The sequence below is a fragment of the Agrococcus sp. GCM10030265 genome (genome assembly GCF_042666675.1).
Lineage (GTDB): Bacteria > Actinomycetota > Actinomycetes > Actinomycetales > Microbacteriaceae > Agrococcus.
The window spans coordinates 1,207,619-1,233,505 of the sequence record NZ_JBHTCZ010000002.1; the positions used below are offsets into that span (position 1 = coordinate 1,207,619).

The 25,887-nt window shown below is 72.7% G+C and carries 24 protein-coding genes and 1 riboswitch; of the genes, 17 read left to right on the forward strand and 7 right to left on the reverse strand.

Annotation, left to right across the window (positions count from 1 at the left end; translation table 11 throughout):
• Window positions 1–9: 9 nt before the first annotated feature.
• Entirely contained in the window at window positions 10–1,071 is a 1,062-nt protein-coding gene (locus tag ACFQPP_RS10215; protein ID WP_376916483.1) for a lipoyl synthase, read from the reverse strand.
• Complete coding sequence (lipB, locus tag ACFQPP_RS10220) at window positions 1,068–1,760, reverse strand: lipoyl(octanoyl) transferase LipB (protein ID WP_376916484.1); 693 nt, start codon at window positions 1,758–1,760, stop codon at window positions 1,068–1,070. The genes ACFQPP_RS10215 and lipB overlap by 4 nt, the downstream gene beginning before the upstream one ends.
• Window positions 1,761–1,936: 176 nt before the next feature.
• On the opposite strand from lipB, the gene sdhC reads away from it, so the two are divergent.
• The 8 genes from sdhC (at window position 1,937) to ACFQPP_RS10260 (ending at window position 10,841) form a co-directional block, all read left to right on the forward strand.
• The gene (gene sdhC / locus ACFQPP_RS10225) at window positions 1,937–2,359 is read left to right on the forward strand and encodes a succinate dehydrogenase, cytochrome b556 subunit (RefSeq protein WP_376916485.1); all 423 of its coding nucleotides are present in this window, start codon (window positions 1,937–1,939) and stop codon (window positions 2,357–2,359) included.
• Window positions 2,359–2,823, forward strand: coding sequence for a succinate dehydrogenase, hydrophobic membrane anchor protein (gene sdhD, locus ACFQPP_RS10230; RefSeq protein ID WP_376916486.1), 465 nt, complete (start codon window positions 2,359–2,361; stop codon window positions 2,821–2,823). The genes sdhC and sdhD overlap by 1 nt, the downstream gene beginning before the upstream one ends.
• Before the next feature lie 20 nt (window positions 2,824–2,843).
• Complete coding sequence (gene sdhA, locus ACFQPP_RS10235) at window positions 2,844–4,634, forward strand: succinate dehydrogenase flavoprotein subunit (RefSeq protein WP_376916487.1); 1,791 nt, start codon at window positions 2,844–2,846, stop codon at window positions 4,632–4,634.
• Window positions 4,634–5,593 (forward strand): succinate dehydrogenase iron-sulfur subunit, encoded by a 960-nt coding sequence (locus ACFQPP_RS10240; protein ID WP_376916488.1) that lies wholly within the window; start codon window positions 4,634–4,636, stop codon window positions 5,591–5,593. Before sdhA ends, ACFQPP_RS10240 begins: the two co-directional genes overlap by 1 nt.
• A 115-nt stretch (window positions 5,594–5,708) precedes the next feature.
• On the forward strand, window positions 5,709–6,536 hold the full coding sequence (locus ACFQPP_RS10245; RefSeq protein WP_376916489.1) for a siderophore-interacting protein: 828 nt from the start codon (window positions 5,709–5,711) through the stop codon (window positions 6,534–6,536).
• A gap of 87 nt (window positions 6,537–6,623) precedes the next feature.
• Window positions 6,624–7,448: a TspO/MBR family protein gene (locus tag ACFQPP_RS10250; RefSeq protein ID WP_376916490.1), complete on the forward strand. Its 825-nt coding sequence runs from the start codon at window positions 6,624–6,626 to the stop codon at window positions 7,446–7,448.
• Window positions 7,449–7,500: 52 nt separating this feature from the next.
• Entirely contained in the window at window positions 7,501–9,261 is a 1,761-nt protein-coding gene (locus ACFQPP_RS10255; protein ID WP_376916491.1) for a dynamin family protein, read from the forward strand.
• Entirely contained in the window at window positions 9,258–10,841 is a 1,584-nt protein-coding gene (locus ACFQPP_RS10260; RefSeq protein WP_376916492.1) for a GTPase family protein, read from the forward strand. The genes ACFQPP_RS10255 and ACFQPP_RS10260 overlap by 4 nt, the downstream gene beginning before the upstream one ends.
• Window positions 10,842–10,857: 16 nt before the next feature.
• On the opposite strand, the gene ACFQPP_RS10265 is transcribed toward ACFQPP_RS10260, so the two are convergent.
• Window positions 10,858–12,291 carry a hypothetical protein gene (locus ACFQPP_RS10265; RefSeq protein WP_376916493.1) on the reverse strand — a complete coding sequence of 478 codons (1,434 nt, stop codon included), beginning with the start codon at window positions 12,289–12,291 and terminating at the stop codon, window positions 10,858–10,860.
• A gap of 454 nt (window positions 12,292–12,745) precedes the next feature.
• Complete coding sequence (ptsP, locus tag ACFQPP_RS10270) at window positions 12,746–14,395, reverse strand: phosphoenolpyruvate--protein phosphotransferase (protein WP_376916494.1); 1,650 nt, start codon at window positions 14,393–14,395, stop codon at window positions 12,746–12,748.
• Window positions 14,396–14,440: 45 nt separating this feature from the next.
• On the opposite strand from ptsP, the gene ACFQPP_RS10275 reads away from it, so the two are divergent.
• From ACFQPP_RS10275 to ACFQPP_RS10315, 9 genes are all read left to right on the forward strand, one after another.
• Window positions 14,441–15,445, forward strand: a complete 1,005-nt coding sequence (locus tag ACFQPP_RS10275; protein ID WP_376916495.1) for a YihY/virulence factor BrkB family protein — start codon at window positions 14,441–14,443, stop codon at window positions 15,443–15,445.
• A 43-nt stretch (window positions 15,446–15,488) separates the two neighbouring features.
• Window positions 15,489–16,322 (forward strand): exodeoxyribonuclease III, encoded by an 834-nt coding sequence (locus tag ACFQPP_RS10280; RefSeq protein WP_376916496.1) that lies wholly within the window; start codon window positions 15,489–15,491, stop codon window positions 16,320–16,322.
• A gap of 38 nt (window positions 16,323–16,360) precedes the next feature.
• Window positions 16,361–17,356, forward strand: coding sequence for a tryptophan--tRNA ligase (gene trpS, locus ACFQPP_RS10285; RefSeq protein WP_376916497.1), 996 nt, complete (start codon window positions 16,361–16,363; stop codon window positions 17,354–17,356).
• Window positions 17,357–17,438: 82 nt separating this feature from the next.
• Window positions 17,439–17,560: riboswitch (FMN riboswitch) on the forward strand.
• 62 nt (window positions 17,561–17,622) lie between these two features.
• Window positions 17,623–18,681, forward strand: a complete 1,059-nt coding sequence (ribD, locus tag ACFQPP_RS10290) for a bifunctional diaminohydroxyphosphoribosylaminopyrimidine deaminase/5-amino-6-(5-phosphoribosylamino)uracil reductase RibD (protein WP_376916498.1) — start codon at window positions 17,623–17,625, stop codon at window positions 18,679–18,681.
• 4 nt (window positions 18,682–18,685) lie between these two features.
• Window positions 18,686–19,327: a riboflavin synthase gene (locus ACFQPP_RS10295; protein ID WP_376916499.1), complete on the forward strand. Its 642-nt coding sequence runs from the start codon at window positions 18,686–18,688 to the stop codon at window positions 19,325–19,327.
• Window positions 19,324–20,604: a GTP cyclohydrolase II gene (gene ribA / locus ACFQPP_RS10300; RefSeq protein ID WP_376916500.1), complete on the forward strand. Its 1,281-nt coding sequence runs from the start codon at window positions 19,324–19,326 to the stop codon at window positions 20,602–20,604. The genes ACFQPP_RS10295 and ribA overlap by 4 nt, the downstream gene beginning before the upstream one ends.
• Window position 20,605: 1 nt before the next feature.
• Complete coding sequence (ribH, locus tag ACFQPP_RS10305) at window positions 20,606–21,070, forward strand: 6,7-dimethyl-8-ribityllumazine synthase (RefSeq protein ID WP_376916501.1); 465 nt, start codon at window positions 20,606–20,608, stop codon at window positions 21,068–21,070.
• Window positions 21,071–21,217: 147 nt separating this feature from the next.
• The gene (locus tag ACFQPP_RS10310) at window positions 21,218–22,618 is read left to right on the forward strand and encodes an MFS transporter (protein WP_376916502.1); all 1,401 of its coding nucleotides are present in this window, start codon (window positions 21,218–21,220) and stop codon (window positions 22,616–22,618) included.
• A gap of 147 nt (window positions 22,619–22,765) precedes the next feature.
• Entirely contained in the window at window positions 22,766–23,236 is a 471-nt protein-coding gene (locus tag ACFQPP_RS10315) for a hypothetical protein (protein WP_376916503.1), read from the forward strand.
• An 8-nt stretch (window positions 23,237–23,244) separates the two neighbouring features.
• Here the strand turns inward: ACFQPP_RS10315 and ACFQPP_RS10320 are convergent, their stop codons facing one another.
• From ACFQPP_RS10320 to ACFQPP_RS10330, 3 genes are read right to left on the reverse strand one after another with little or no spacing between them, the layout of a single operon-like run.
• Window positions 23,245–24,171 (reverse strand): PfkB family carbohydrate kinase, encoded by a 927-nt coding sequence (locus ACFQPP_RS10320; RefSeq protein ID WP_376916504.1) that lies wholly within the window; start codon window positions 24,169–24,171, stop codon window positions 23,245–23,247.
• A gap of 46 nt (window positions 24,172–24,217) precedes the next feature.
• Complete coding sequence (locus ACFQPP_RS10325) at window positions 24,218–25,045, reverse strand: ABC transporter permease (RefSeq protein ID WP_376916506.1); 828 nt, start codon at window positions 25,043–25,045, stop codon at window positions 24,218–24,220.
• Window positions 25,042–25,884, reverse strand: coding sequence for an ABC transporter permease (locus ACFQPP_RS10330; protein ID WP_376916507.1), 843 nt, complete (start codon window positions 25,882–25,884; stop codon window positions 25,042–25,044). Before ACFQPP_RS10330 ends, ACFQPP_RS10325 begins: the two co-directional genes overlap by 4 nt.
• Window positions 25,885–25,887: the final 3 nt, after the last annotated feature.

The window sequence follows — 25,887 nt, forward strand, 5'->3', positions numbered from 1 at the left end:
GCGCCGCGGTCAGGCGACGCGCCTGCCTCCGTTCGTGATGCCGACGGGCGCGGATGCGGGGGCGCCCGCACCCATGCCCGTCACGATCGCTGCCGTCTCGCCCGTCCCGCGCGCCGCGAGCGCCTGCCGATAGAGCGTGCCGGCCCGATACGACGACCGCACGAGCGGCCCCGACATGACGCCTGCGAAGCCGATCTCGGTCGCGGCCTCCGCGAGGTCGGCGAAGGCCGCCGGCTCGACCCAGCGGTCGACGGGGTGGTGGCGCGGCGACGGCCGGAGGTACTGCGTGATCGTGATGAGGTCGCAGCCCGCGTCGTGCAGCCGCTCGAGCGTCTCGAGCACCTCGCCGTCGGTCTCGCCCATGCCGAGGATGAGGTTCGACTTCGTCACGAGGCCCGCGTCGCGGCTCCATCGCAGCACGTCGAGCGACCGTTCGAAGCGGAAGCCGGGGCGGATGCGGCGGAAGATGCGCGGCACGGTCTCGACGTTGTGCGCGAAGACCTCGGGTCGCGTCGAGAACAGCTCGTCGAGCAGGTGGCGGTCGCCGCTGAAGTCGGGTGCGAGCATCTCGACGCCGACGCCGGGGTTCACGGCGTGGATCTGCCGCACGGTCTCGGCGTAGAGCCAGATGCCCTCGTCCTCGAGGTCGTCGCGGCACACGCCCGTCACGGTGGCGTAGCGCAGCCCCATCTCCCGCACCGACGCTGCGACGCGTCCGGGCTCGAGCCGGTCGAGCAGCGCGGGCTTGCCGGTGTCGATCTGGCAGAAGTCGCAGCGGCGGGTGCACTGGTCGCCGCCGATGAGGAAGGTCGCCTCGCGGTCCTCCCAGCACTCGTAGATGTTCGGGCAGCCCGCCGACTGGCACACGGTGTGCAGCTCCTGCGCCTCGACGAGCTCGGTGAGCGCCGTGTACTCCGGGCCCATGCGAGCGCGCGTCCTGATCCACGGGGGCTTCCGCTCGATGGGCGTCTGCGCGTTGCGCACCTCGAGGCGCAGCAGCCTGCGGCCCTCGGGGGCCTGCGCGGGTGCGCCGGCGTCGAGCACGGCGCCGTTCGGTCCTGCGCAGCTCATGCCGCGACCTCCTCGATGGATGCGGTGGATGCGGTGGCGACGGCGACCGGCTGCGCGGGCTGCGGCTCGGCGACGCCGAGCGCGAGCAGGGCGGCCGCGAACGCCTCGCCCACCTCCTCGACGCTCGGGGCGGCGCCGAGCTCGGCCGCGATCGACGTGACCCCTGCGTCGGCGATGCCGCACGGCACGATGCGGTCGAACGCCGACAGGTCGGGGTCGACGTTGATCGCGATCCCGTGGGTCGAGACGCCGCCTGCCACGCGGACCCCGACCTGGGCGATCTTGCGGTCGGTCGAGGCGGGCGAGCCGTCCGGGCGCAGCCACACGCCCGCGCGACCGCGCACGCGCTCGACGTCGAGGCCGAGCGGGCGCAGCGTGCGGATGATCGCCTCCTCGAGCCTGCGCACCCAGTCGACGACGCCGAGGTCGCCGAGCGCGACGATCGGGTAGGCGACGAGCTGGCCGGGGCCGTGCCACGTGATGCGACCGCCGCGGTCGACGTGCACGACGCGCGAGCCGTCGGTGGGCAGGTCGCTCTCGTGCGTGCTGGTGCCCGCCGTGTAGACGGGGTCGTGCTCCAGCAGCAGCAGGACGTCCTCCCCGCCCGTCGCCACCTCGTCGTGGAGGCGTCGCTGCAGCGCCCACGCCTCGTCGTAGTCGACCCCTCGGCCGAGCATCGTCACTCGCATGCCGCGAGGCTACCGCTTTCTGGACCCGGTGCGGGAATTCCTTCGCGCGTCGCGCGCTGCCATGGGAGGCTGAGAAGAACCGCCGTTCTTGCCATGCCCGTGGTCGGCTCCACCCCGGCGCAGGCATAGGATGAGAGACGGCATCCGCTCGAACGATTCTCGTGAGGAGGGAACGCGTGGCAAGCTCCCGCACCCAGACCCTCGCCGATCCCAAGCCGTCGCGTCTCCGCATCGCGGGCACGCTCTATCGCGGCAACGAGGGCATGTGGTCGTGGGTCCTCCACCGCATCTCGGGCATCGGCATCTACTTCTTCCTCCTGGTGCACGTGCTCGACACGTCGCTCATCCGCGTGAGCCCGGAGGCCTACAACGCCGTCATCGCGACGTACAAGAACCCGATCATGGGCCTCGGCGAGCTCGCGCTCGTCGGAGCCGTCGTGTTCCACGCGATGAACGGCCTGCGCATCATCGCCGTCGACGCCTTCCCGGTCGCGACGCGCATCCAGCGCATCCTGTTCTGGGTCGTGATCGGCCTCGTGCTCGTGCTGATGGCCGGATTCGCGCCGACGCACCTCGCGAACGTCTTCGGGGAGCACTGATGACCGCCACCGTCGAGAGCCCCCGCACGCCCTACGCGTACCCCGCGCGCTCGAAGGGCCGTCGCGGCCCCAACCTCGAGAAGGCCGGCTGGATCTTCATGCGCGCATCGGGCGTCGTGCTCGTCGTGCTGATCTTCGGCCACCTCTCGTACAACCTCATCTTCACGCCCGGCGGCATCCAGGCCATCGACTTCGGGTTCATCGGCGGCAAGTTCGCCAACCCGCTGTGGCAGTGGTGGGACGTCGTGATGCTGTGGCTCGCGATCCTGCACGGCTCGAACGGCATGCGCACGATCGTCAACGACTACGTGCATCGCGAAGGCCTCCGCCGCATCGCCCTCGGCGCCATCCTCGCGAGCGCCGTCATCCTCATCGCGCTCGGCACGCTCATCACCTTTACGTTCGACCCCTGCCCCCCGGGTGCAGACCTCGAGCTGCTGCCGTCGTTCTGCGCAGACCGCTGATCCAGGAGTCCCATCACCCCATGACCGAGTCGACCGTGTCCGACGGCATCCACTACCACCAGTTCGACGTCGTCATCGTCGGCGCAGGCGGTGCCGGCATGCGAGCCGCGATCGAGGCAGCACCCAATGCCTCGACCGCCGTGATCACGAAGCTCTACCCGACGCGATCCCACACGGGAGCGGCGCAGGGCGGCATGGCCGCAGCGCTCGCGAACGTCGAGGACGACAACGCCGAGTGGCACACCTACGACACCGTCAAGGGCGGCGACTACCTCGTCGACCAGGACGCGGCCGAGATCCTCACGCGCGAGGCCATCGACGCGGTGCTCGACCTCGAGAACATGGGCCTGCCGTTCAACCGCACGGCCGACGGCAAGATCGACCAGCGCCGCTTCGGCGGGCACACGCGGGACCACGGCAAGGCGCCCGTGCGCCGTGCCTGCTACGCCGCGGACCGCACGGGCCACATGATCCTGCAGACGCTGTACCAGAACTGCGTCAAGCACGGCGTGAACTTCTTCAACGAGTTCTACGCGCTCGACCTCGTCATGGCCGAGGTCGACGGCGTGCAGCGCGTCGCCGGCGTCGTCGCGTACGAGCTCGCGACCGGCGAGATCCACGTGTTCCAGGGCAAGTCGGTGGTCTTCGCGACCGGTGGCTTCGGCAAGATCTTCAAGACGACGTCGAACGCCCACACCCTCACGGGCGACGGCGTCGGCATCATCTGGCGCAAGGGCCTGCCGCTGGAGGACATGGAGTTCTACCAGTTCCACCCGACGGGCCTCGCGGGCCTCGGCATCCTCCTCACCGAGGGTGCGCGCGGCGAGGGCGCCATCCTGCGCAACGCATCCGGCGAGCGCTTCATGGAGCGGTACGCCCCCACGATCAAGGACCTCGCACCGCGCGACATCGTCGCGCGCTCCATGGTGCAGGAGGTGCTCGACGGTCGCGGTGCCGGCCCGCACAAGGACTACGTGTACCTCGACTGCACCCACCTGGGCGCCGAGGTGCTCGAGACCAAGCTCCCCGACATCACCGAGTTCGCTCGCACCTACCTCGGCGTCGACCCGGTCGTCGAGCGCGTGCCGGTGTACCCGACGGCGCACTACGCCATGGGCGGCATCCCGACGAACAACGACGCCGAGGTGCTGAGCGACAACGACACCGTCGTGCCCGGCCTCTACGCCGCGGGCGAGTGCGCGTGCGTCTCGGTGCACGGCTCGAACCGCCTCGGCACGAACTCGCTGCTCGACATCAACGTCTTCGGCAAGCGCGCCGGCAACAACGCCGTGACGTACGCGAAGACGGCCGACTTCGTGCCGCTGCCCGACGATGCGGCATCCGGCGTCGTCGGCATGCTCTCGCAGCTGCGGGCGTCGACGGGCACCGAGTCGGTCGCGCAGATCCGCAAGGAGCTGCAGGAGACCATGGACCGCAACGCGCAGGTCTTCCGCACCGAGGAGACGCTGCAGGCGGCTGCCGACGAGGTGCGCGCGCTGCGCACGCGCTACCTGGGCGTCGCGGTGCGCGACAAGGGCAAGCGCTTCAACACCGACCTCCTCGAGGCCGTCGAGCTGGGCTTCCTGCTCGACCTCGCCGAGGTCCTCGTCGTCTGCGCGCTGAACCGCAAGGAGTCGCGCGGCGGTCACATGCGCGACGACTACCCGAAGCGCGACGACGACAACTACATGCAGCACACGATGGCGTACCTGTCCGGCGACCCGCACTCGGCCGACTCGACCGACCACATCCGGCTCGACTGGAAGCCCGTGCGCAAGACGATCTACGAGCCCACCGAGCGGAAGTACTGATGGCGACGCACGAGAGCGAGAAGAACACCCCCGTCACGCCGCAGGAGGCTGCGGTCGAGGCCGGCGACCCCGAGGCGCAGGCCGACGAGGCCGCGGCGGCGACGACCGCCGACAGCCAGTCGGTCTCCCCCTCCGAGCCGGGCACGGCCATCGGCGGCGAGGTCGCCGCGGGTCCCGAGACGACGGGTGGTGCACCCATCGAGGATCCCGCCCCCGCAGCGGAGGCCGCCGAGGAGATCGAGGAGCCCAAGTCGTTCACGGTGACCGTGAACGTGCGCCGCTTCGACCCCGAGGTCGACGACGAGCCGCGCTGGGTCGACTACGACGTCGAGATGTACCCGACCGAGCGCATCCTCGACGCGCTGCACCGCATCAAGTGGGAGCAGGACTCGACGCTCGCCTTCCGTCGCTCGTGCGCGCACGGCGTCTGCGGCTCGGACGCCATGCGCATCAACGGCCGCAACCGCCTGGCGTGCAAGGCGCTCATCAAGGACTTCGACATCTCGAAGCCCATCTACGTCGAGGCGATCAAGGGCCTGCCGCTCGAGAAGGACCTCATCGTCGACATGGAGCCGTTCTTCGACTCCTTCCGCGAGATCCAGCCCTTCCTGCAGGCCACCGGCAAGCCCGAGAAGGAGCGCCACCAGACGATCGCGCAGCGCGAGCGCTTCGACGACACCACGAAGTGCATCCTGTGCGCCGCGTGCACCACGTCGTGCCCCGTGTTCTGGACCGACGGCCAGTACTTCGGCCCGGCCGCCATCGTCAACGCGCACCGCTTCATCTTCGACAGCCGCGACGAGGCGTCGCAGGTGCGCCTCGACATCCTCAACGACAAGGAGGGCGTGTGGCGCTGCCGCACGACCTTCAACTGCACCGACGCATGCCCGCGCGGCATCGAGGTGACGAAGGCGATCGCCGAGGTCAAGGCGGCGCTCACGTCGGGTCGCGTGTCCTGACGCGCGACACAGGTCGACGGACGGCCCGGGGCCTCGGCTCCGGGCCGTCCGTCGTCCCGCCCCACCGGGCGCACGCTTGTAGGCTCGTGAGGTTGCCCTGACCTCGAGGAGTCGCATGTCCGCGCCCGCCCGCCGCAGCCGCCCGACGCACGTGCTGGAGGTGCTGGAGGTCGAGCGGCGCAGCCCGCATCTCGTGCGCGTCTGGGCAGGCGGACCCGGCCTCGTCGCGTTCGACGGCTCGGAGGCGACGGACCGCTACGTGAAGCTGTGGTTCACGCAGCCGGGCCACGAGCTCGACGCGCCGTGGGACGTCGAGGAGCTGCGTGCGACGCTCGCACCCGAGCACCTGCCGGTCTCGCGCACGTACTCGGTGCCCGTGGTGGCCCACGACCGCGTCGCGATCGACTTCGTCGTGCACGGCGACGAGGGCCTCGCGGGCCCGTGGGCAGCGGCCGCGCAGCCGGGCGACCGCATCGTCTTCTCGGGCCCCGGTGGCGGCTACGTGCCCGACGTCGAGGCCGACGCGCACCTCCTCGCGGGCGACGAGGCGGCGATCCCCGCGATCGGCGCCGCCCTCGCATGGATGGCCGCGCACGCGCCCGCTGCGAGGGGCACGGCATACGTCGAGGTGCACGGCGCCGCCGACGAGCTGCCGCTCGTCTCCCCCGCCGGCATCGACGTCGTGTGGCTGCACCGCGGCGACGACGTGGTGGCGGGCACCTCGAGCGTGCTCGCCGACGCCGTCGCGCGGCACGCGTTCGACGAGGGCCGCACGCAGGTCTTCGCGCACGGCGAGCGCGAGTCGATGAAGGCGATCCGCGACGTCGTGCGTCGCGCCGGCATCCCTCGGGAGGACCTCTCGCTCTCGGGCTACTGGGCGCTCGGCCGCACCGAGGACCGCTTCCAGGCCGAGAAGCGCGAGCCCATCGGGCAGATCCTCTGACCTCGCCGCGGCTCGTCGCGCTGGCAAGTAGTCAGCCGGCTGTCAACCCCGCGCGGCCTCGGTGCGTGCCTGGATAGCGTCGGCGGCATGACCGCCGACGACCGCACCGCATCCGCCCCGACGACCCGTGATCGCGTGCGCGCGATCCTCGTGCTCGTCGCCGTGCCCGCCACGCTGCTCGGCGCGGCCGTCGGCTCCGGCCTGCTGGGCGGCGGCACCGCCGAGGGCGTCGGCGAGGGCGCCTTCGCCTCGGATGCGACGCCGCTCGCACCCGCCGGCACGGCGTTCTCGATCTGGTCGGTCATCTACCTCGGCCTCGCCGTGTACGGCATCTGGCAGGTGCTGCCGCGCAACCAGGCCGACCCGCGGCAGCGGTGGATGGGCTGGCTCGCCCTCGCGTCGATGGTGCTGAACGCGGCGTGGATCACGGCGAGCCTCGCGACCGCCGTCGCGCTCACGGTCGTCATCATCGTGGCGCTGCTGCTCACCCTCATCGCCATCTTCGAGACGCTGCGCCGCATCCGCGCCCGGTCGCTCGTCGAGACCGTCGTCGTCGACGGCACCTTCGGCCTCTATCTCGGCTGGGTGTGCGTCGCGACGGTCGCGAACGTCGCGGCGTGGCTCGCCGACATGGGACTGCGCCCCGAGGCGTTCGCGATACCCGCGAGCATCGTGCTCGTGGTCGTCGCGGGCATCGGCATCGCGCTCGCGCTCCGCGGCCACGGGCGACTCGGTCCCATGCTCGCCATCGTGTGGGGCGTCGCCTGGATCGGCGTCGCTCGGGCGACGGGCGAGCCGTCGTCGACCGTCATCCCCGTCGTCGCCGCCATCGTGTGCGTCGTGGTGGCGGCCGCGACCGTCGCCGCACGCCTGCGGGCGCACCGCCGCCCGCAGCGCGCGGTCGCACGCTGACGCGCACGGCAAGGGCCGCGCGCCGCCCAGCCCGCTCGTGCATGCTGGTGGCGTGACCGAAGCAACGATCGCCGCGCTCGAGCGCCTCGCGTCGCTGCGCGGCGCGCTCGACGCCACGCGACTCCCCCTCGCCGTCGAGGGCGTCGACGCCGCCCGGGATCTGCGCTCGCGCGTGCTGCGGCAGATCGACGACTACGTCGAGCCGCGGCTCGCGAACCTCGACGCTCCCCTGCTCGCGGTCGTCGGAGGGTCGACCGGTGCAGGCAAGTCGACGCTCGTCAACGCCCTCGTCGGCCTGCCCGTCACGCGCACGGGCGTCATCCGCCCCACCACGCGGCAGCCCATCCTGCTGCATGCGCCGAGCGACCGCGGCTGGTTCGCGTCGACGCGGATCCTGCCGGAGCTGGCCCGCGTCTCGGGCGAGGTGCGCGCCGACCCGCTGCCGGCGTCGACGGCGGGTGACGAGCCGGATGCGACGCGCATCGGCTCGGTCGTGCTCGTCGGCCACGAGCGCGTGCCCGCCGACCTCGCGATCGTCGACGCACCCGACCTCGACTCCGTCGCGGACGAGAACCGCGCGCTCGCCGGCCAGCTGCTCGCCGCCGCCGACCTGTGGCTGTTCGTGACGACCGCCAACCGCTACGCCGACGCCGTGCCGTGGGCCGCACTCGAGGACGCCGCGGGCCGAGACGTCACGGTCGGCGTCGTGCTGAACCGCGTGCCCCGGGGCGCCGCCGACGAGGTCGAGCACGACCTGCGCCGCATGCTCGGCGAGCGCGGCCTGGGCGCCGCTCCCGTGTTCACCGTCGTCGAGGCTCCCCTCGACGACCTCGGCATGCTGCCCGCGGATGCCGTCGCCGACATCCGCGGCTGGCTCACGGGCATCGCGGGCGACCGGGCCGAGCGCGCACGCATCGCGGGGCGCACGCTCGGCGGCGCCGCGACGCGGCTCGCCGCGTCGACGCGCGAGGTGGCGGCGGCGCGCGCGCTGCAGGTCGGCGCCGCCGACGAGCTCGACCGCGTCGTGCAGGCGCGCTACGCCGACGCCGCCGACCGCATCCACGCCGCGACGAGCGACGGCGCCCTGCTGCGCGGCGAGGTGCTCGCGCGCTGGCAGGACTTCGTCGGCACGTCCGACGTGTTCCGCACGATCGAGGGCTGGTTCTCGCGCACGCGCGACCGCATCGGCGCCTTCCTGCAGGGTCGCCCCGCGCCGGTCGTGCAGGTCGAGACCGCGATCGAGCACGGGCTGCACGCCGTCGTCGTCGACGAGGCCGGAGGCGCGGCAGGTGACGCATGGCAGCGCGTGCGCGCGACGCAGGCCGGCAGGCAGCTGACGGCCGGGGTCGACCTCTCCCGCGAGGGCGACGACCTCGCCGGTCGCACGTCGCGGCTCGTGCGCGAGTGGCAGGCGGCGCTCGTGCAGCGCATCTCCGACCAGGCGGGCGACAAGCGCGTGAAGGCGCGCATCCTCTCCCTCGGGCTCAACGCCGTCACCGTGACGCTCATGGTCATCGTGTTCGCCTCGACGGGTGGCCTCACGGGCGGCGAGCTCGCGATCGCCGGCGGCTCGGCCGTGGTCGGGCAGAAGCTGCTCGAGACGGTGTTCGGCGAGGACGCCGTGCGCCGCATGGCGCAGGAGGCGCGCGCCGACCTCGACGAGCGCGTGACGGCGCTGCTCGCCGAGGAGTCGGACCGCTACGCGCCGCTCCTCGACCCCGTGCGCGAGGGCACGTCGCCCGCGCAGCTCGAGGACGCATCCCACGACCTCGAGCGTGCGATGGGCGCGGTCGCGTCCGAGGGCGCCGCATGAGCCTCGACGCGGCGCTCGACGCCCTCGAGGACGCAGCCGAGCTGGGTGCCGGCCGCATCGACGACGACGCCGTCGCCGCCATCCGCGGCGTGCTCGACCGTGCGGCATCGCGCCGCGCGCTGTCGAGCGAGCACACGGTCGTCGGGCTCTTCGGCGCGACGGGATCCGGCAAGTCGTCGCTGCTCAACGCGCTCGTCGGACAGGAGGTCGCGAGGGCGCACGTGCGCAGGCCCACGACGTCCGAGCCGCTCGCCGCGGTGTGGGGCGCGCCCGGCTCGGACGCGCTGCTCGACTGGCTGCAGGTCGCCGACCGTCGGCCGATCGGCGCGCCCTTCGCCGGCGATGCCGAGGCGTCGGTCATCCTGCTCGACCTCCCCGACTTCGACTCCGTCGAGCCCGAGCATCGCGCCGTCGCCGAGCGGCTCGCAGGCAAGGTCGACGTGCTCGTGTGGGTCGTGGATCCGCAGAAGTACGCCGACGCCGTGCTGCACCGTGCGTTCGTCGCGCCGCTCGCGACGCACGGCGCGGTCACGGCCGTCGTGCTGAACCAGGTCGACCTGCTGCCGCCCGGCTCGGTGCCCGACGTCGTCGCGTCGCTGCGCAGCCTGCTCGCGGCCGACGGCCTCGCCGACGCTCGCGTGCTGCCCGCGAGCGCCGCGACCGGCGACGGCATCGACGCGGTCCGGGCCGTCATCGCCCGCTTCGCCCGCGAGCGCGCCGCGCAGTCCGAGCGGCTCGCAGCCGACGTCGCTGCCGCCGCGCGGCGCCTCGACGCACCGGACATCGCGCCCGAGGTCGCGGCGCCCGTGCGCGAGCGGCTCGTCGACGGACTCGCCGTCGCGGCACGCGTCGAGACGGTGGCGCGCGCGACCGGGGCCTCGTACCGCAAGCGCGCGGGGCAGACGACGGGATGGATCCCCACGGCCTGGCTGCTGCGGCTGCGACCCGATCCGCTGCGGAGGCTGCACCTGGTCGCGGGCCGCGACCGTCGCGATCGCGACGCCGACGTGCACCGCACGGCGCTGCCCGCGCAGTCGTCGGCGGAGCGGGCGCAGGCATCGCTCGCGGTCCGTGCCTACGGCGACGCCGCCGCCTCCGGGCTCGACGGGGGCTGGCGCGCCGCCGTGCGCGAGGCCGCGAACGAGGCGCTCGGCGTCGTGCCCGACGCCCTCGATCGCGCCGTCGCCGGCACGGACCTCGGCGCCCGCGGCTCGTGGTGGTGGGCCGTGCTCGCCATCGTGCAGTGGCTCGCGCTCGGCGTCGCGCTCGTCGGCATCGGCTGGCTGCTCGCGGCGGCGCTGCTGCCCGTGTGGGGGCTGCCCGCCCCCGACGTGCCGGTCGAGCGAGGATGGCCCGTGCCGACGCTGCTCATCGCGGCGGGCGTGCTGCTCGGCATCCTCGTCGGCCTGCTGGGCGCGGGGCTCGGCGGGGCGATCGGCGCCGCCCGCCGCGCGCGTGCACGCAGGCGACTGCGACGCGCGGTCGCGGAGGTGGCGCGCTCCGAGGTCGTCGAGCCCATCGAGCTCGAACGCGACCGTGCCGAGGCCTTCGGCGACGCCGTGCGGCGCGCTCGCGCCTGACGACGTCGCCGAGGCGTCAGCGCCTGGCGAGGCGGGCGCCGGCGCCCGCGACCACGAGGATCGCGCCCACCAGCAGCGCGAGCAGCACCGAGTCGGCGCCGGTGCGCGGCAGCGTCGATCCTGCGCTCGGCGACGCACCCACGGCCTCTGCATCGGATGCCGTCGGCGATGCGACGGGCTGCTGCTCGCCGCTCGCAGGCGTGCCGACCTCGGCGGGGAGCTCGCCCTGCTCGGGCAGCACGACGGGCACGTCGGTCTCTCCGGGGATCTCCGACTCGACCGGCGTCTCCGGGTTCGTCGGCGTCTCCGGGTTCGTCGGCGTCTCCGGGTTCGTCGGCGTCTCGGGGTTCGTCGGCGTCTCGGGGTTCGTCGGCGCATCCGTCTCGCCCGGCGCCTCGGGGGTCGTGGGGATCTCGGGCTCCGTGGGCGGCTCGACCGCCGGCACGTCCACGCCGGGCTCCGAGGGGGTGGGCTCGGACGGGGCGGGCTCGGACGGGGCAGGCTCGCTCGGCGTCGGCTCGGACGGGGCAGGCTCGCTCGGCGTCGGCTCGGACGGGGCAGGCTGGCTCGGCATCGGCTCGGACGGGGCAGGCTCGCTCGGGGCGGGCGTCGCGACCTGGCACGAGCGCGCCGGGAACGTCCACGTACGACCCGCGTCGGTCGTGATGACGTAGCGACCGTCGATCGGCTGGATGCGCGTGCCGTCGGCGTCGGTGTGCAGGCCGGAGCCGGCGGGCACGACGAAGACGATGCCGTTGATCTCGTACGTCACGGCGACGGTCGACGAGCGGTTGTCGAGCACGAACGCTGCGTCGCACTCCCCGACGTAGTCCTGGATCTCCGGGTGCGCGACGACGGGAGCGGTCGGGCTCGGCACGGGCTCGGCAGGCGCGGGCTCGCTCGGCACCGGCGCGGACGGGATGGGCTCGCTCGGGGTGGGCTCGCTCGGCGCGGGCTCGCTCGGGGTGGGCTCGCTCGGCGCGGGCTCCGCGGGCGTCGCGGTGCGGCACACGGGCTGCTGCCGGCCCTCGCCGAAGTGCTCGTTGAAGGCAGACATCTGCACCCACGTGATGCACGCATCCTGCGGGATGCCCATCGCGTCCCACGACAGGAACCGCTCGCCGATCCGCTGCGCGAGCTCGTGCCGTGCGCCGGCGCACTCGGCGTCGGAGCGCGTGACGCACTTGGCCTCGAAGTGGGCGTGTGCCGGGCGCTGGCGGCCGTCGACGACGTAGCGCACGTTCACGTGCCCGTTGTCGGCGAACGTCGAGCCCGCGGGCAGCGTGAGGCCCTCGGCGCTCACGGCGTAGGGCGTCGGTGCGTCCGAGCCACCCGCGAGCGCGGGCGCTGCTGCGGCCAGCGCGGCCGCCGGCACGAGGACGGCGGCGGCGAGGGCGAGGATCGCGACGCCGAGGCGACGTGTGCGGGCGTGCAGGGCAGGACGGGGCATGAGCGCTCTTCTCGGGCGATGCGCTCGAGCCGTGAACGCGGACGGTCATGGCGCTCGCTCGTTCGCGTGGCCCATGCGGCCGTCGTCCACTGTGCTACGAATTCGAACGTTTCGTGGCCAAAAGATGAGGAATGCACGACACCTACAAGATCACGACGAGGTAACGACGAACCGGCTTGGAGGTTTCCGCAATCCGTTGTCCCCCGCCGAGTCCGCCGCGGAATCCGAAGGCGCAAACCCTCATCGACGACGGATTCCGCACAGCATCCAGGAGACATTCAGGGATCACGCTCGGAGCGCGCCGGCCTCCGAGCGCACGGCAGAGCGTCGCCGCGTGCGCGGCTCCGTCATCGCCGTCGACGCGAGATGAGCGTGAGCGGCGCGTCGAGGGTGCATTCCACCTCGCGTTCCACTCACGCTCATCCGGTGCGGGCGCGAAGGGGCTCGACCGAGATCAGGCGGCTGCAGCTGCGTCTCGCGCGCCCGCAGCCGTCGAGGCCCGCAGCGCTGCGGCTGCCTTCGCCTTCGCCTGCTCGAGCGTGACCTCGAGCAGCTCGGCGCGCACGTCGGCGAACGCGGCAGGGCTCATCGACAGCGTCGAGACGCCGAGGCCCACGAGCACGACCGCGAGCGCGGGGTCGGCCGCAGCCTCGCCGCACACGCCGACGGGCTTGCCCGCCTCGGCGCCCGCATCGCCCAGCACCTTGATGAGCCGCAGCACGGCGGGGTGCCACGGGTCCTGGAACGACGCGACGGTGCCCAGCATGCGGTCGGCGGCGAACGTGTACTGCGTGAGGTCGTTCGTGCCGATCGACACGAAGTCGGCCGCCTCCATCACCTGGTCGGCGAGCACCGCGATCGAGGGCACCTCGGCCATCGCGCCCACGGTCTTGAGGCCGTGCTCGCGCCCGAGGGCGACGAAGTACTCGGTCTCCTCCTTGTTCGCGATCATCGGCGCCATGACCCACAGGTCGGCGTTCGTCGCGGCGTCGGCCGCCGCGAGCGCCTCGAGCTGGTCGCGCAGGATCTGCTCGCTCGCGCGCAGCGCTCGGATGCCGCGCAGGCCGAGGGCGGGGTTCTCCTCGTGGGCGTCGTTGAGGAACGCGAGCGGCTTGTCGGCGCCGGCGTCGAGCACGCGCACGACGACCTTCTTGCCCTCGAACGCCTGCAGCATGCGCGTGTACGAGTCGGTCTGCGAGGCGACCGACGGGGCCTGCTTCGCGTCGAGGAAGAGGAACTCGGTGCGGAAGAGGCCCACGCCCTCTGCGCCGAGCTCGAGCGCCTTCGCGGCGTCCTCCGGGCGGCCGACGTTGGCGAGCAGCGGCACCTTCGTGCCGTCGGCGAGCGCGCCGTCGGTGATGGGGGCGCCGGCGCGCTGCGCCCGCGTCTCGGCCTCGGCGTTCGCTGCGTCGACCTCGGCGTCCGAGGGGTCGAGCGTCACGGCCCCGGTCTTCGCGTCGACGACGACGCGCGTGCCGTCGGAGACCGCGGCGAGGAGGCCCTCGACGCCGACGACGGCCGTGATCGACTTCGAGCGGGCGAGGATGGCCGTGTGGCTCGTGGGGCCGCCGTCCTGCGTCACGAGCGCGAGGGTGCGCTCGAGGTCGAGGGTCGCGGTGTCGGCGGGCGCGAGGTCGCGCGCGACGAGGATGAAGGGGGTGTCCGACTCGGGCACGCCCGGCGCGGGCACGCCGCGCAGGCGTGCGACCACGCGCTGCGACACGTCGTCCAGATCGGTGGCGCGCTCCGCCATGTAGCCGCCGAGCGCGATGAGCATGGTCTTGAACTGCTCGAACGCGTCGTGCACCGCACGCTCGCCGTTCGTGCCCTGCGCGATGCGGCCCGCGATGTCCTCGGCGAGCGCCGGATCCTGCGCCATGAGCGATGCGGCCTCGAGCACCTCCTGCGCCTCGCCGCCCGCCGTGCGGCCACGCTCGGAGAGCTCGGCCGCCACCTCGGAGAGCGCGGCCTGCACGCGCGTCGTCTCCGCGGCCGCGTCGCCCTGCAGGGGTTCCGTCGTCGGCGGGGCGAGGGGCTCCGGCATCCGCAGTACCACTCCCGCCGCGATCCCGCGACCGACACCGACTCCACGCAGCTCTGCCATGCCGCAAGACTACGCTGTCGGCACGCCATCAGATGGGGGTACACCGTGGCGCAGACCGCCTTCCAGCGCATCCTGGGCTCGCGTCCCGTGCGCGCGCTCCAGCACTACGGCCAGGCGAAGGGGCCGATCTTCGCGCAGGGGATGACGCTGAGCGCGTTCCTCTCGCTCTTCGCGGCGCTCTTCATCGGATTCGCGATCTTCGCGGCCGTGCTCGGTGGCGACTCCGCGCTGCGCGACCGCGTCATCGACGCCGTCGCGGGCAGCGTGCCCGGCCTGCTCTCGACGGGCGACGACTCCTCCGGGCTCATCCAGGTCGACGACCTGCTCTCGTCGAGCGTGCTCGGCTGGGGCTCCGCCATCGCCGCGGTCGGCATCCTCATCACGGCCATCGGATGGATCGGCGCGAGCCGCGAGGGCTTCCGCACCGTCTTCCACCTCCCCGACGTGCGCTCGAACCCGGTGCTCCTGAAGCTCGGCGACCTGGGCGTCGCATTCGGCATCGGCATGCTCGTGCTCGCCTCGGCCGCGCTGCTCGTCATCACGAGCGCCATCGCCGACGCGCTGGGCATCGGCGGCGTCGGGCAGGTCGTCGGCATCGTGGCGCAGCTCGCGCTCGACGCCGCGATCGTCGCGCTCCTCTACCGCTTCGCGGGGCGGCTGCGGCTGCCCGCGAAGCAGCTGCTCGGCGCATCCCTCGCGTGCGCCGTCGCCTTCTTCGTGCTCAAGCAGTTCGCGGCGCTGCTGCTCACGGGCGGCTCGAACCCGCTCGTCGCGTCGTTCGCAGCCGTGCTGGGCATCCTCGTGTGGCTCGGGCTCGTGAACCAGATCCTGCTCGTCGCGCTCGCCTGGGTCGCGACGGGCTCGACGGGCAAGGCCTACGTGCGGCTCGTCGACCTGCGCAACGACCGCGAGGATGCGATCGCCGCCGCACGCGCAGACCGCGCCTCGATCAAGGCCGAGATCGCCGAGCGCGAGAAGGACGACCCGAAGCAGGGCATCGTCATGCGCACCATCCACAAGCGCCTCGCGAAGCAGGCCCGCAGGCGGTGACGCCGCCCGGCCGTGTCGGTGGCGCGCCGATAGGCTCGAGCCCATGCGCATCGTCTCGGTGAACGTCAACGGCATCCGTGCCGCGGCCGGCAAGGGCATGCTCGAGTGGCTCGACGAGGCGAGGCCCGACGTCGTGTGCCTGCAGGAGGTCCGCGCACAGGACGAGGACGTGCTGCGCATCCTCGAGGGCTGGCACGTGCTGCACGACCCGGCGACCGCGAAGGGCCGCGCCGGCGTCGCCATCGCCTCGCGCATGCCATCGATCGAGCACCGCACCGACATCGGGCTCAAGACGTTCGACACGAAGGGCCGCTGGCTCGAGGCCGACCTCCTCCTGCCCGACGAGCGCGTGCTCACGGTCATCTCCGCCTACGTCCACTCGGGCGAGGTGGGCACCCCCAAGCAGGACGACAAGATGCGCTTCCTCGGCTCGATGCTGAAGCGCCTGCCGCAGGTGCGTGCGCACACCGAGCTCGCCGTCGTCATGGGCGACCTCAACGTCGGCCACACCGAGCGCGACATCCGCAACTGGAAGGGCAACCGCAGGAACGCGGGCTTCCTCCCGGAGGAGCGCTCGCACCTCGACCGCATCCTCGGGCCCGAGGGCAGGATCGTCACGGGTGCCGACGGCGTGCGCGGCAAGGGCCAGGGATGGGTCGACGTCGGTCGCGCGCAGTCGGGCGACGTCGACGGCCCGTACACGTGGTGGTCGCAGCGCGGCCGCGCCTTCGACACCGACACCGGCTGGCGCATCGACTACCAGCTCGCGACCCCCGCGCTCGCGCAGACCGTCACGCACTACGAGGTGGCGAAGGCGAGCGCGTGGGACACGCGATGGTCCGACCACGCCCCCGTCGTCGTCGACTACGCGCTCTGAGCGCCTCCGCGCTCGCGCTCGAGAACCAAGGAACCCCCATGACCAAGCCCCGCCTCTACTCGGGCATGCAGCCCTCGTCCGGCTCGCTGCACATCGGCAACTACATCGGCGCCATCCGTCAGTGGCAGACGATGCAGCAGGAGTACGACGCGTACTTCTCGATCGTCGACCTGCACGCCATCACGGTGCCGCAGGACCCCAAGGCGCTGCGCGAGCACGTGCGCACGCTCGCCGCGCAGTACATCGCCGCCGGCATCGACCCGTCGCGGTCATGCCTCTACGTGCAGTCGCACGTGCCTGCGCATGCGCAGCTCGCATGGGTGCTCTCGACGATCACGGGCTTCGGCGAGGCCGGCCGCATGACGCAGTTCAAGGACAAGTCGGCGAAGCAGGGAGCCGACGCGACGTCGGTGGGCCTCTTCACGTACCCCGTGCTCATGGCGGCCGACATCCTGCTCTTCGACACCGAGGTCGTGCCCGTCGGCGACGACCAGAAGCAGCACATCGAGCTCACGCGCGACCTCGCGACGCGGTTCAACCAGCGCTTCGGCGAGACGTTCACCCTCCCGAAGCCCGTCATCCAGGGCGACGCTGCGCGCATCTACGATCTGCAGGAGCCCACGTCGAAGATGTCGAAGTCGGGCGACTCGCCCAAGGGCATCCTGTGGCTGCTCGACGAGCCGACGGCGCTCGCGAAGAAGATCCGCTCGGCCGTGACCGACATGGAGGGCGTGGTGCGCGCCGACCGAGCGCAGAAGCCGGGCGTGACGAACCTCCTGGCGATCCTCTCGAGCGTCACGCGGCGCCCCGTCGCCGACCTCGAGGCCGAGTTCGCGGGGCAGCAGTACGGGGCGTTCAAGGCCGCGGTCGCCGATGCCGTCGTCGCCGAGGTCGAGCCCATCCGCACGCGAGCGCTCGAGCTGCTCGCCGACCCCGCCGAGCTCGACCGCATCCTCGCGGGCAACGCCGCTCGCGCGTCCGAGGTCGCCGAGGCGACGCTCGACCGCGCGTACCGCGCCGTCGGCCTGCGGTAGCCGGTCTCCCTCGCGCGCGGCGCGAGGGGTGCCTCGGGAATGCCGGGCGTCGGAGGCGAGTTGTAGGCTTCCGATACACGTCGAGTGCTCACGGGGTCGGTGCAAGTCCGAACCGGCGGTCAGAGTCCGCGAACCACCCACCCGGGTGGCCGAGCAGGTGGAACTCCTGCACCGACGGTGAGAGTCCGGATGGAAGTGGCACCTCGAGTGGGTTGCCCCTGCGCGCCCGCGGCCTCGACACCGGAGGACGAGTGGCGACACCACAGGTGGCGGGATCCGCACCGACGCAGGCCGAGCGCGCCGCGCTCGAGCGCGCGCTCGCCCTCGCGCCCCGGGGCCCCCGCGGCCAGAACCCGCAGGTGGCGTGCGTGCTGCTCTCGCCCGCCGGCGACGTGCTCGCCGAGGGCTGGCATCACGGCGCGGGCACCCCGCATGCGGAGGTCGAGGCGCTCGCGCAGGCTGCGCCCGCATCCGTGCGCGGCGCGACGGCCGTCGTGACCCTCGAGCCCTGCAACCACACGGGGCGTACCGGCCCCTGCGCCGAGGCGCTGCTCGCCGCCGGCGTCTCGCGCATCGTGTACGCCGTCGCCGACCCTGGCGACGCCTCCGCGGGCGGCGCGCAGCGGCTCGCGGCCGCCGGCGTCGACGTCGTGCACGCACCCGACGATCGCGCCGAGGCGCTCGTCGACGACTGGCGCTTCGCGATCACGCACGGCCGCCCGCGCGTCACGGTGAAGTGGGCGCAGTCGCTCGACGGCCGCGCAGCCGCCGCAGACGGCACGAGCCAGTGGATCACGGGGCCCGAGGCGCGGGCGCACGTGCACGCGCAGCGCTCCCTGCACGACGCCATCGCCGTCGGCACCGGCACGGTCCTCGCCGACGACCCGCGCCTCACCGCCCGCGTCGCACGGCCCGACGGCACCGACGACGCCGAGGCGCCCCAGCCGCTCCCCGTCGTCGTCGGCACCCGGCCGGTGCCGAGCGGTGCGAGGCTCGAGGCGCATCCGCGGGCCTTCGTGCAGGTCGACGGCCCACCCGCCGAGTGGCTCGCGGCGCTCTGGCGCGACCGCGGCATCCAGACCGTGTACGTCGAGGGCGGGCCGACGCTCGCCTCCGCGATCGTCGCCGCCGGGCTCTGCGACCGCATCCACTGCTACGTCGCACCGACGCTGCTCGGCGGCGCGCGCACCGCCGTCGGCGACGTCGGCGTCGCGTCGATCGCCGAGCAGCTGCTGCTCGACGACGTGCAGGTCGAGGCCCTCGGGCGCGACCTGCTCGTCACCGCCACCATCCGACCGGCCGCGACCGCGGCGAAGGAGGGCTGAAGCCATGTTCACCGGACTCATCGAGGAGATCGGCGAGGTCGTCGCGCTCGACCGCGCCGGCGACTCCGCCAGGCTCACCATCCGCGGGCCGCTCGCGGTCTCCGACGCCGCGCACGGCGCATCGATCGCCGTGAACGGCCTGTGCCTCACGGTCGTCGAGCAGACCGCCGACGCGTTCACCGCCGACGTCATGGAGGTGTCGTTGCGCATGTCGCAGCTCGGCGACCTCGTCGTCGGCGATCGCGTGAACCTCGAGCGCGCCGCGCAGGTGGGCGACCGCCTCGGCGGCCACATCGTGCAGGGCCACGTCGACGGCACCGCGACCGTCGTCGAGACCGAGGACGGCGACGCATGGCGTCGCATGCGCCTCGCGCTCGACGACGAGCTCGCACCGTACGTCGCCCGCAAGGGATCCATCACGCTGCAGGGCGTGAGCCTCACCGTCTCGGGCCTGAGCGACGAGCACGAGCCGCAGCAGTGGCTCGAGGTCTCGCTCATCCCCGAGACGCTCGAGGCGACGACGCTCGGCGCCCTCGCCCCCGGCGACCGCGTCAACGTCGAGACCGACATCGTCGCGAGGCACGTGGCACGGATGCTGCGCCTCGAGCAGGCAGGGCGCCTGGCGCCGCAGGGAGGACACTCATGATCGGCACCATCGAGCAGGCGGTGCGCGCGCTGCGCGCGGGCCGCCCCGTCATCGTCGTCGACGACGAGGGTCGCGAGAACGAGGGCGACCTCGTGCTCTCGGCCGAGCTCGCGACGCCGACCGAGATCGCGTTCCTCGTGCGGCACTCGTCTGGCTTCCTGTGCGCGCCGCTCACGGGCGAGATCGCCGACCGGCTGCGCCTGCCCCTCATGGTCGAGGCCAACGAGGACGTCCGGCAGACGGCCTACACCGTGACGGTCGACGCGGCCGAGGGCGTGACGACCGGCATCTCGGCAGCCGATCGCGCGCACACGCTGCGCGTGCTCGCCGACCCCGCCTCCGCGCCCGCCGACCTCCGCCGCCCCGGGCACGTCGTGCCGCTGCGCGCCGTCGACGGCGGCGTGCGCGTGCGCCCCGGCCACACCGAGGCCACCGTCGAGCTGCTCGCCCTCGCAGGTCTGCAGCCCGTGGGCGTCATCGGCGAGATCGTCGAGGACTCCGGCGAGATGCGACGCCTGCCGTCGCTCATCGCGTTCGGCGATGCGCACGACCTGGTCGTCGTGACGATCGCCGACCTCGTCGACCACCTCGAGGCCGGTGCGGTCGCCACGATCGCGCCCGTCGACCCGACGCTCGCGCCGCGCGTGCGCTACGAGGTGTGCACGAACGTGCCCACCGTCCACGGCGACTTCCGCATGTTCGCCTACCGCGACCTCGTCACGGGCGCGGATCACGTCGCGATCGTCGCCGGGCATCCCGTGACGGACGGCGCGCTCGTGCGCATCCACTCGGAGTGCCTGACGGGCGAGGCGTTCGGCTCGCTGAAGTGCGAGTGCGGCCCGCAGCTCGACGCGGCGCTGCAGCGCATCCACGACGAGGGCGAGGGCGTCGTCGTCTACCTGCGCGGTCAGGAGGGTCGCGGCATCGGGCTCATCAACAAGCTGAAGGCCTACCGACTGCAGGAGGACGGCCTCGACACGCTCGACGCCAACCTCGCGCTCGGCCTGCCCGCCGACGCGCGCGAGTACGGCGCTGCCGCGGCGATCCTGCGCGAGCTGGGCCTCGGCAGCATCCGACTGCTCTCGAACAACCCCGAGAAGGTCGCGCAGCTCGAGCGGCACGGCATCGAGGTCGCGTCGCGCGAGGCGCTCGTCGTCGGCGTCGGCGACTTCAACGAGGGCTACCTCCAGACGAAGCGCGACCGCATGGGCCACATGCTGCCCGACCAGATCGCGCCCGACCACGCAGCGACGCTGCAGAGCACGACGGGAGACTGACATGGCCGGCTCCGGCGCACCCCACCTCGACCTCGACGCGACGGGCGTGCAGGTCGCGATCGTCTACGGGCAGTGGCACGACGTCATCGCGGGCGGCCTGCTCGACGGTGCGCGCCGTTCGCTCGCCTCGATGGGCGCGACCGTGCGCGAGGTCCCCGTCGCGGGCGCGTTCGAGCTCGCGGTCGTCTCGCAGGCCGTGCTCGAGCGGGGTGCCGACGCGGTGGTGGCGCTCGGCGTCATCCTGCGCGGCGGCACGCCGCACTTCGACTTCATCGCGCACGCGGCGACGGATGGGCTCACCCAGGTCGCGTTGCGCACGGGCAAGCCCGTCGGCTTCGGCGTGCTGACGATCGACGACGAGCAGCAGGGCATCGACCGCGCGGGCCTGCCGGGGTCGAAGGAGGACACGGGTGCGAAGGCGGCCGAGGCCGCCGTGGGCGCGGTGCTCGCGCTGCGCTCGCTCTGACGAGCCCCGCCCACCGATCGTTCCGAGGTCCTCGGCCACTCCTGACATCAGAAGTGGCCGAGAACCTCGCATGGTGCGGGCATGGAGGGTACGCGGTGTCGCACGCATGCATGGCTAGGCTGCTCACAGCACTTCTGAAGGAGCCTCATGGCTGACGCAACCGCCACCACCGATCACGCGAAGCCCGCGAACTCTCGCGGACGGGTCATCTTCGCGAGCCTCATCGGCACCTCGATCGAGTTCTACGACTTCTACATCTACGCGACCGCCGCGGTGCTCGTGTTCCCGCGCCTGTTCTTCCCGGCGGAGAACGAGGCGGCGCAGCTGCTCGCCTCGCTCGCCACCTTCGGCGTCGCCTTCGTCGCCCGCCCGATCGGCTCGATCCTCTTCGGCCACTTCGGCGACCGCATCGGCCGCAAGACGACGCTCGTCGCATCGCTGCTCACCATGGGCATCGCGACGGTGCTCATCGGATGCCTGCCGACGGCGCTGACGCCGGGCTGGGAGATCCTCGCGCCGGCGCTCCTCGCCCTCATGCGCTTCTGCCAGGGCCTCGGCCTCGGCGGCGAGTGGTCGGGCGCCGCGCTGCTCGCGACCGAGAACGCCCCCGCGGGCAAGCGCGCCATCTACGGCACCTTCCCGCAGCTGGGCGCTCCGATCGGCTTCATCCTCGCGAACACGGTCTTCATCGTCATCAACGCGACGCTGCCGCCCGAGCAGTTCGACGCGTTCGGCTGGCGCATCCCGTTCCTCCTGTCGGCCATCCTCGTGATCGTCGGCCTCTACGTGCGCCTCAAGCTCATCGAGACGCCCGCGTTCACGAAGGTGGTCGAGCGCAACGAGGTCGTCAAGGTGCCGCTCGGCAGCGTCTTCCGCCACAACTGGGTGCAGGTGCTGCAGGGCACGATCATCATGTTCGCCACGTACGTGCTCTTCTACCTGATGACGACGTTCACGCTCACCTTCGGCACCACGCCGTCGTCGGTCGAGGCGGGCGCCGCAGCCGCCGAGGCCGCCGGCCGGCCGTTCGACCCCGAGGCGTTCGTGCCCGGCCTCGGCTACCTGCGCAACGACTTCCTGTGGATGCTCATCGTCGGCGTCGTCTTCTTCGGCATCTTCACGCTCGTCGCGGGTCCGCTCGCGGAGCGCTTCGGCCGCAAGTGGATGCTCACGGGCGTCACCGCCGCGATCATCGTGTTCGGCCTGCTGTGGGTGCCGCTGTTCGGCGCGGGCTTCGGCGGCGTCATGTTCACGCTCATCCTCGGCTTCACGCTCATGGGCCTCACGTTCGGACCGATGGCGTCGTTCCTGCCCGAGCTCTTCCCGGCGAACGTCCGCTACACGGGCTCGGCGGTCGCCTACAACCTGTCGAGCGTCATCGGCGCGGCACCGGCGCCGTTCGCGGCCGTCGCGCTGTGGGGCGCAGCCGACGGCTCGCCCCTGCTCGTGGGCCTGTACCTCGCGGGCGCGGGCGTCGTGACGCTCATCGTGCTGCTCCTGTCGAAGGACACGCGCGACCGCGACTACGTGGGCACCACCTCGGCCTGACCTCGAGCGCGCATCCGGCTCGCGACGCACGGGCCCCGACCACGGTCGGGGTCCGTTCGTCGTCTCGGAGCGGACGCCCATGCCGCGCACGCCCCGCTCCCGTCGGATGCTCGGCCCGCTCGTCGCTCGTGGCCGTACCGTGCAGGCATGGCCCTCCCCCGCCCTCGCGCCGCGCTCGTCGCCGCGGCCCTCGCCGCCACCGCCGTCGTGCTCGCCGGATGCGTCGCGCTGCCGCCCGGCGCGGATCCCGACATGCCCTGCGGCGCGGTGGGCGTCGCTCCCCTGGCTCGCTGCTCGGTCGAGCCGGCGCTTCGGATCGACCGGGCGATCGTCACGCAGCAGCAGGCGCTCCCCGGCTTCGACGGCGGCCCGTACGTCGTCGACGACGCCGCCATGCTCGACGAGCTCGAGGCGACGCTCGGCGGGAGCGGCGCACGCGACCAGACGCTCGGCGACTCCTGCCCCGGCAGCCGCTCGACGACGATCGACGTGACCGACGCCTCCACGGGCGCCTTCACGATCCAGCTGGGCGCCTGCACCGACGACCCGCTCGTGGCCGAGCTCGACGCGCTCGTCGCCGAGTGGATCGCGTCGGGCACCCTGCAGCCCGCACCGTAGCGCTCGGGTCAGCGCTCCACGCGCTCGACCTGCACGTGCGTCGCGACGGCGCGGATCGCCTCGGCGTCGCCCGTGCCGAGCCCGTGGCGCGTGACGTTGATCGCGCCGGCCGCCGCACCGAGCCGGATGGCGTCCTCGACGCCGTCGCCGGCGGCGAGCGCGACGGCGAGCCCCGCGGTGTACGAGTCGCCGGCGCCCGACGCATCCACGACCTCGAGTCGCGGTGCCGTGACGCGCAGCAGCCCGCCCTCGTGCAGCACGAGCGAGCCGACGTCGGCGCGCGACACGGCGACGACGTCGACGCCGCGCTCGCGCAGCGCCTCCATGGCTGCGACGATCTGCTGCTCGTCCTCACCGTCGTCGACGAGGCCGTCGGCGACGAGCTCCTCATGGCTCACCTTCACGATCGACGCGCCGCCGTCGATGGCCGCCTCGAGCCGGTCGCCCGCGAGGTCGACGAGCACGCGACGGTCGAGCGCCGTCAGGTCGCTCGCGAGCCGCCGGTAGACGTCGGCGTCGAGCGTGTCCTCGTCGACCGGCCCCGAGAGGATGACGAGGTCGGCGTGCGCAGCCTCGCGCAGGACCATCGAGTACAGCGCATCGAGGTCGTGGCGGTTCAGCGGCGTACCGTCGGTCTCGACGATGGCGACGCGCTCGCCGGAGCGCCGATCGGTGATGCGCACGGGGTTGACGCCGCCCTCGCGGTCGAGGTCGGCCACCGCGATGCCCTCGTCGCCCAGCAGCCGCTCGGCGACGCGACCCGGCTCGCCCGCGAACGATGCGGCGAGCGCGACGTCGGCGCCGAGCGCTCGCAGCATGCGCGCCTGCCAGACGCCCTGCCCGCCGACGTGGATGTGCACGTCCGGCTGGTCGCCGTGCTCCTCGATCGCGATCGAGAGCAGCGGGGCGGGGGCGAAGACGAGGATGCGCGGCATGCCTGCCACGCTAGGCGACCTCGGATGCCCGGGCTCGCGACGCGCGTCAGCGCAGGAAGAGCGCCTTCAGCCGCGACGTGGTGAAGACGATGCCGAGCGCCGACATGACGGCGAGGTAGCCGACGTGGATCGCGAGCGACCAGTCGACGACGCCGAGCGTGAGCTGCCGCATCATGTCGACCCCGTGCCACAGCGGCATGGCCATGATGACCCACTGGATGGGCTGCGGGTACACCTCGATCGGGAAGAACGTGGCCGACAGCAGGAACATCGGCATCATGACGAAGTACACGTAGTCGAGGTGCTGGAACGTCTTCATGTAGCTCGTGACCGCCATGCCGAGGCTCGCGAACGCGAACGCGATGAGCACGGCGGCGGGGATCGCGAGCAGCGCCGTCGGCGAGAGGTTGAGGCCCATGATCGTCGTGACCGCCATGAAGCCGCACGCGTAGAGGAAGCCTCGGAAGAGCGCCATGAAGATCTCGCCGAGCGCGACGTCGAGCGGCCCGAGCGACGTCGAGAGCATGCCGTCGTAGAGCTTGCCGTAGTGCATCTTGAAGAACACGTTCATCGTCGAGTCGAAGACGGCGCCGTTCATCGCCGACACTGCCATGAGCGCCGGCGCGATGTAGGCCGCGTACGGCACCTCGACGTCGCGGTACTCGAGCACGCCGATGAGCGTGCCGAGGCCGATGCCCATCGACAGCAGGTAGAAGATCGGCTCGAAGAAGCCGGAGACGACGACCGTGAGGTTGTTGCGCCGCATCACGTGCATGCCGCGGCCGATGACGGCGCGGGCGTTGCCCGCGTAGATGCCGGAGAGCGGACCGCGGGGGCGCTGCGTCAGCAGCGGCTCGGAGGCGTGGATGGTCACAGGTCGAGCCTCCTCCGGAACACGCGCACGGCGAGCAGGAACCCGACGACCGCGAAGCCCACGAGCACGGCGACGTGCACGACGACGAGCCACGGGGGCACGGGCGCCGAGTACAGGGCCCAGCGCCCCAGGTCGACGGCGTGCCACAGCGGCGAGATCCACCCGATCCACTGCAGGAACCACGGCAGCGTCTCGAGCGGGAAGTAGGTGCCGGAGAACAGCATGAGCGGCAGCGTCACGAAGCGGTCGATGAAGTTCAGCTGCCCGCGATCCTGCTCCTGGTGCGCGGCCCACGCGCTGACGGGCAGCGCGACCGCGAGCACCAGCACCCACGCGATCGGCACGAGCCACAGCGCACGCGGCGAGTCGGTGACGCCGAGCAGCCAGATCGCCGCGACGTAGACGAGCGACAGCGGGATGGCGCGCACGAGGGTGCCCACGGTGTAGCCGATCACCATCTGCGCCGGGCTCACGGGGCTCGAGCGCATGGCGAGGAAGATCGGCACCCACTTGAAGCCGCCGAAGATGCCGTACGTCGACTCCTGCGCCGCGGTCTGCATCGCAGAGCCCAGCACGAGGGCGGGGGCGAGGAAGAGCAGGAAGTCGGCGCCCCCGACGTCCTGCCCGCCCTGCGCGTCGTTCACGACGACCGCGAGCCCGAAGCCGAGCCCAGCGACGTACAGGAAGGGCGACGCGAGCCCGAGCCCGATCCACGTGCCCACGTAGGCGCGCATGGCCCGGATGCGCTGCTCGGCGACGTACCACCAGCCGAGCCTGCGGGTGCGGCGCGCGGCGGCGACCCCGATCGCGACGCGATCGAGCTGCGGCGAGGCATCCATCGT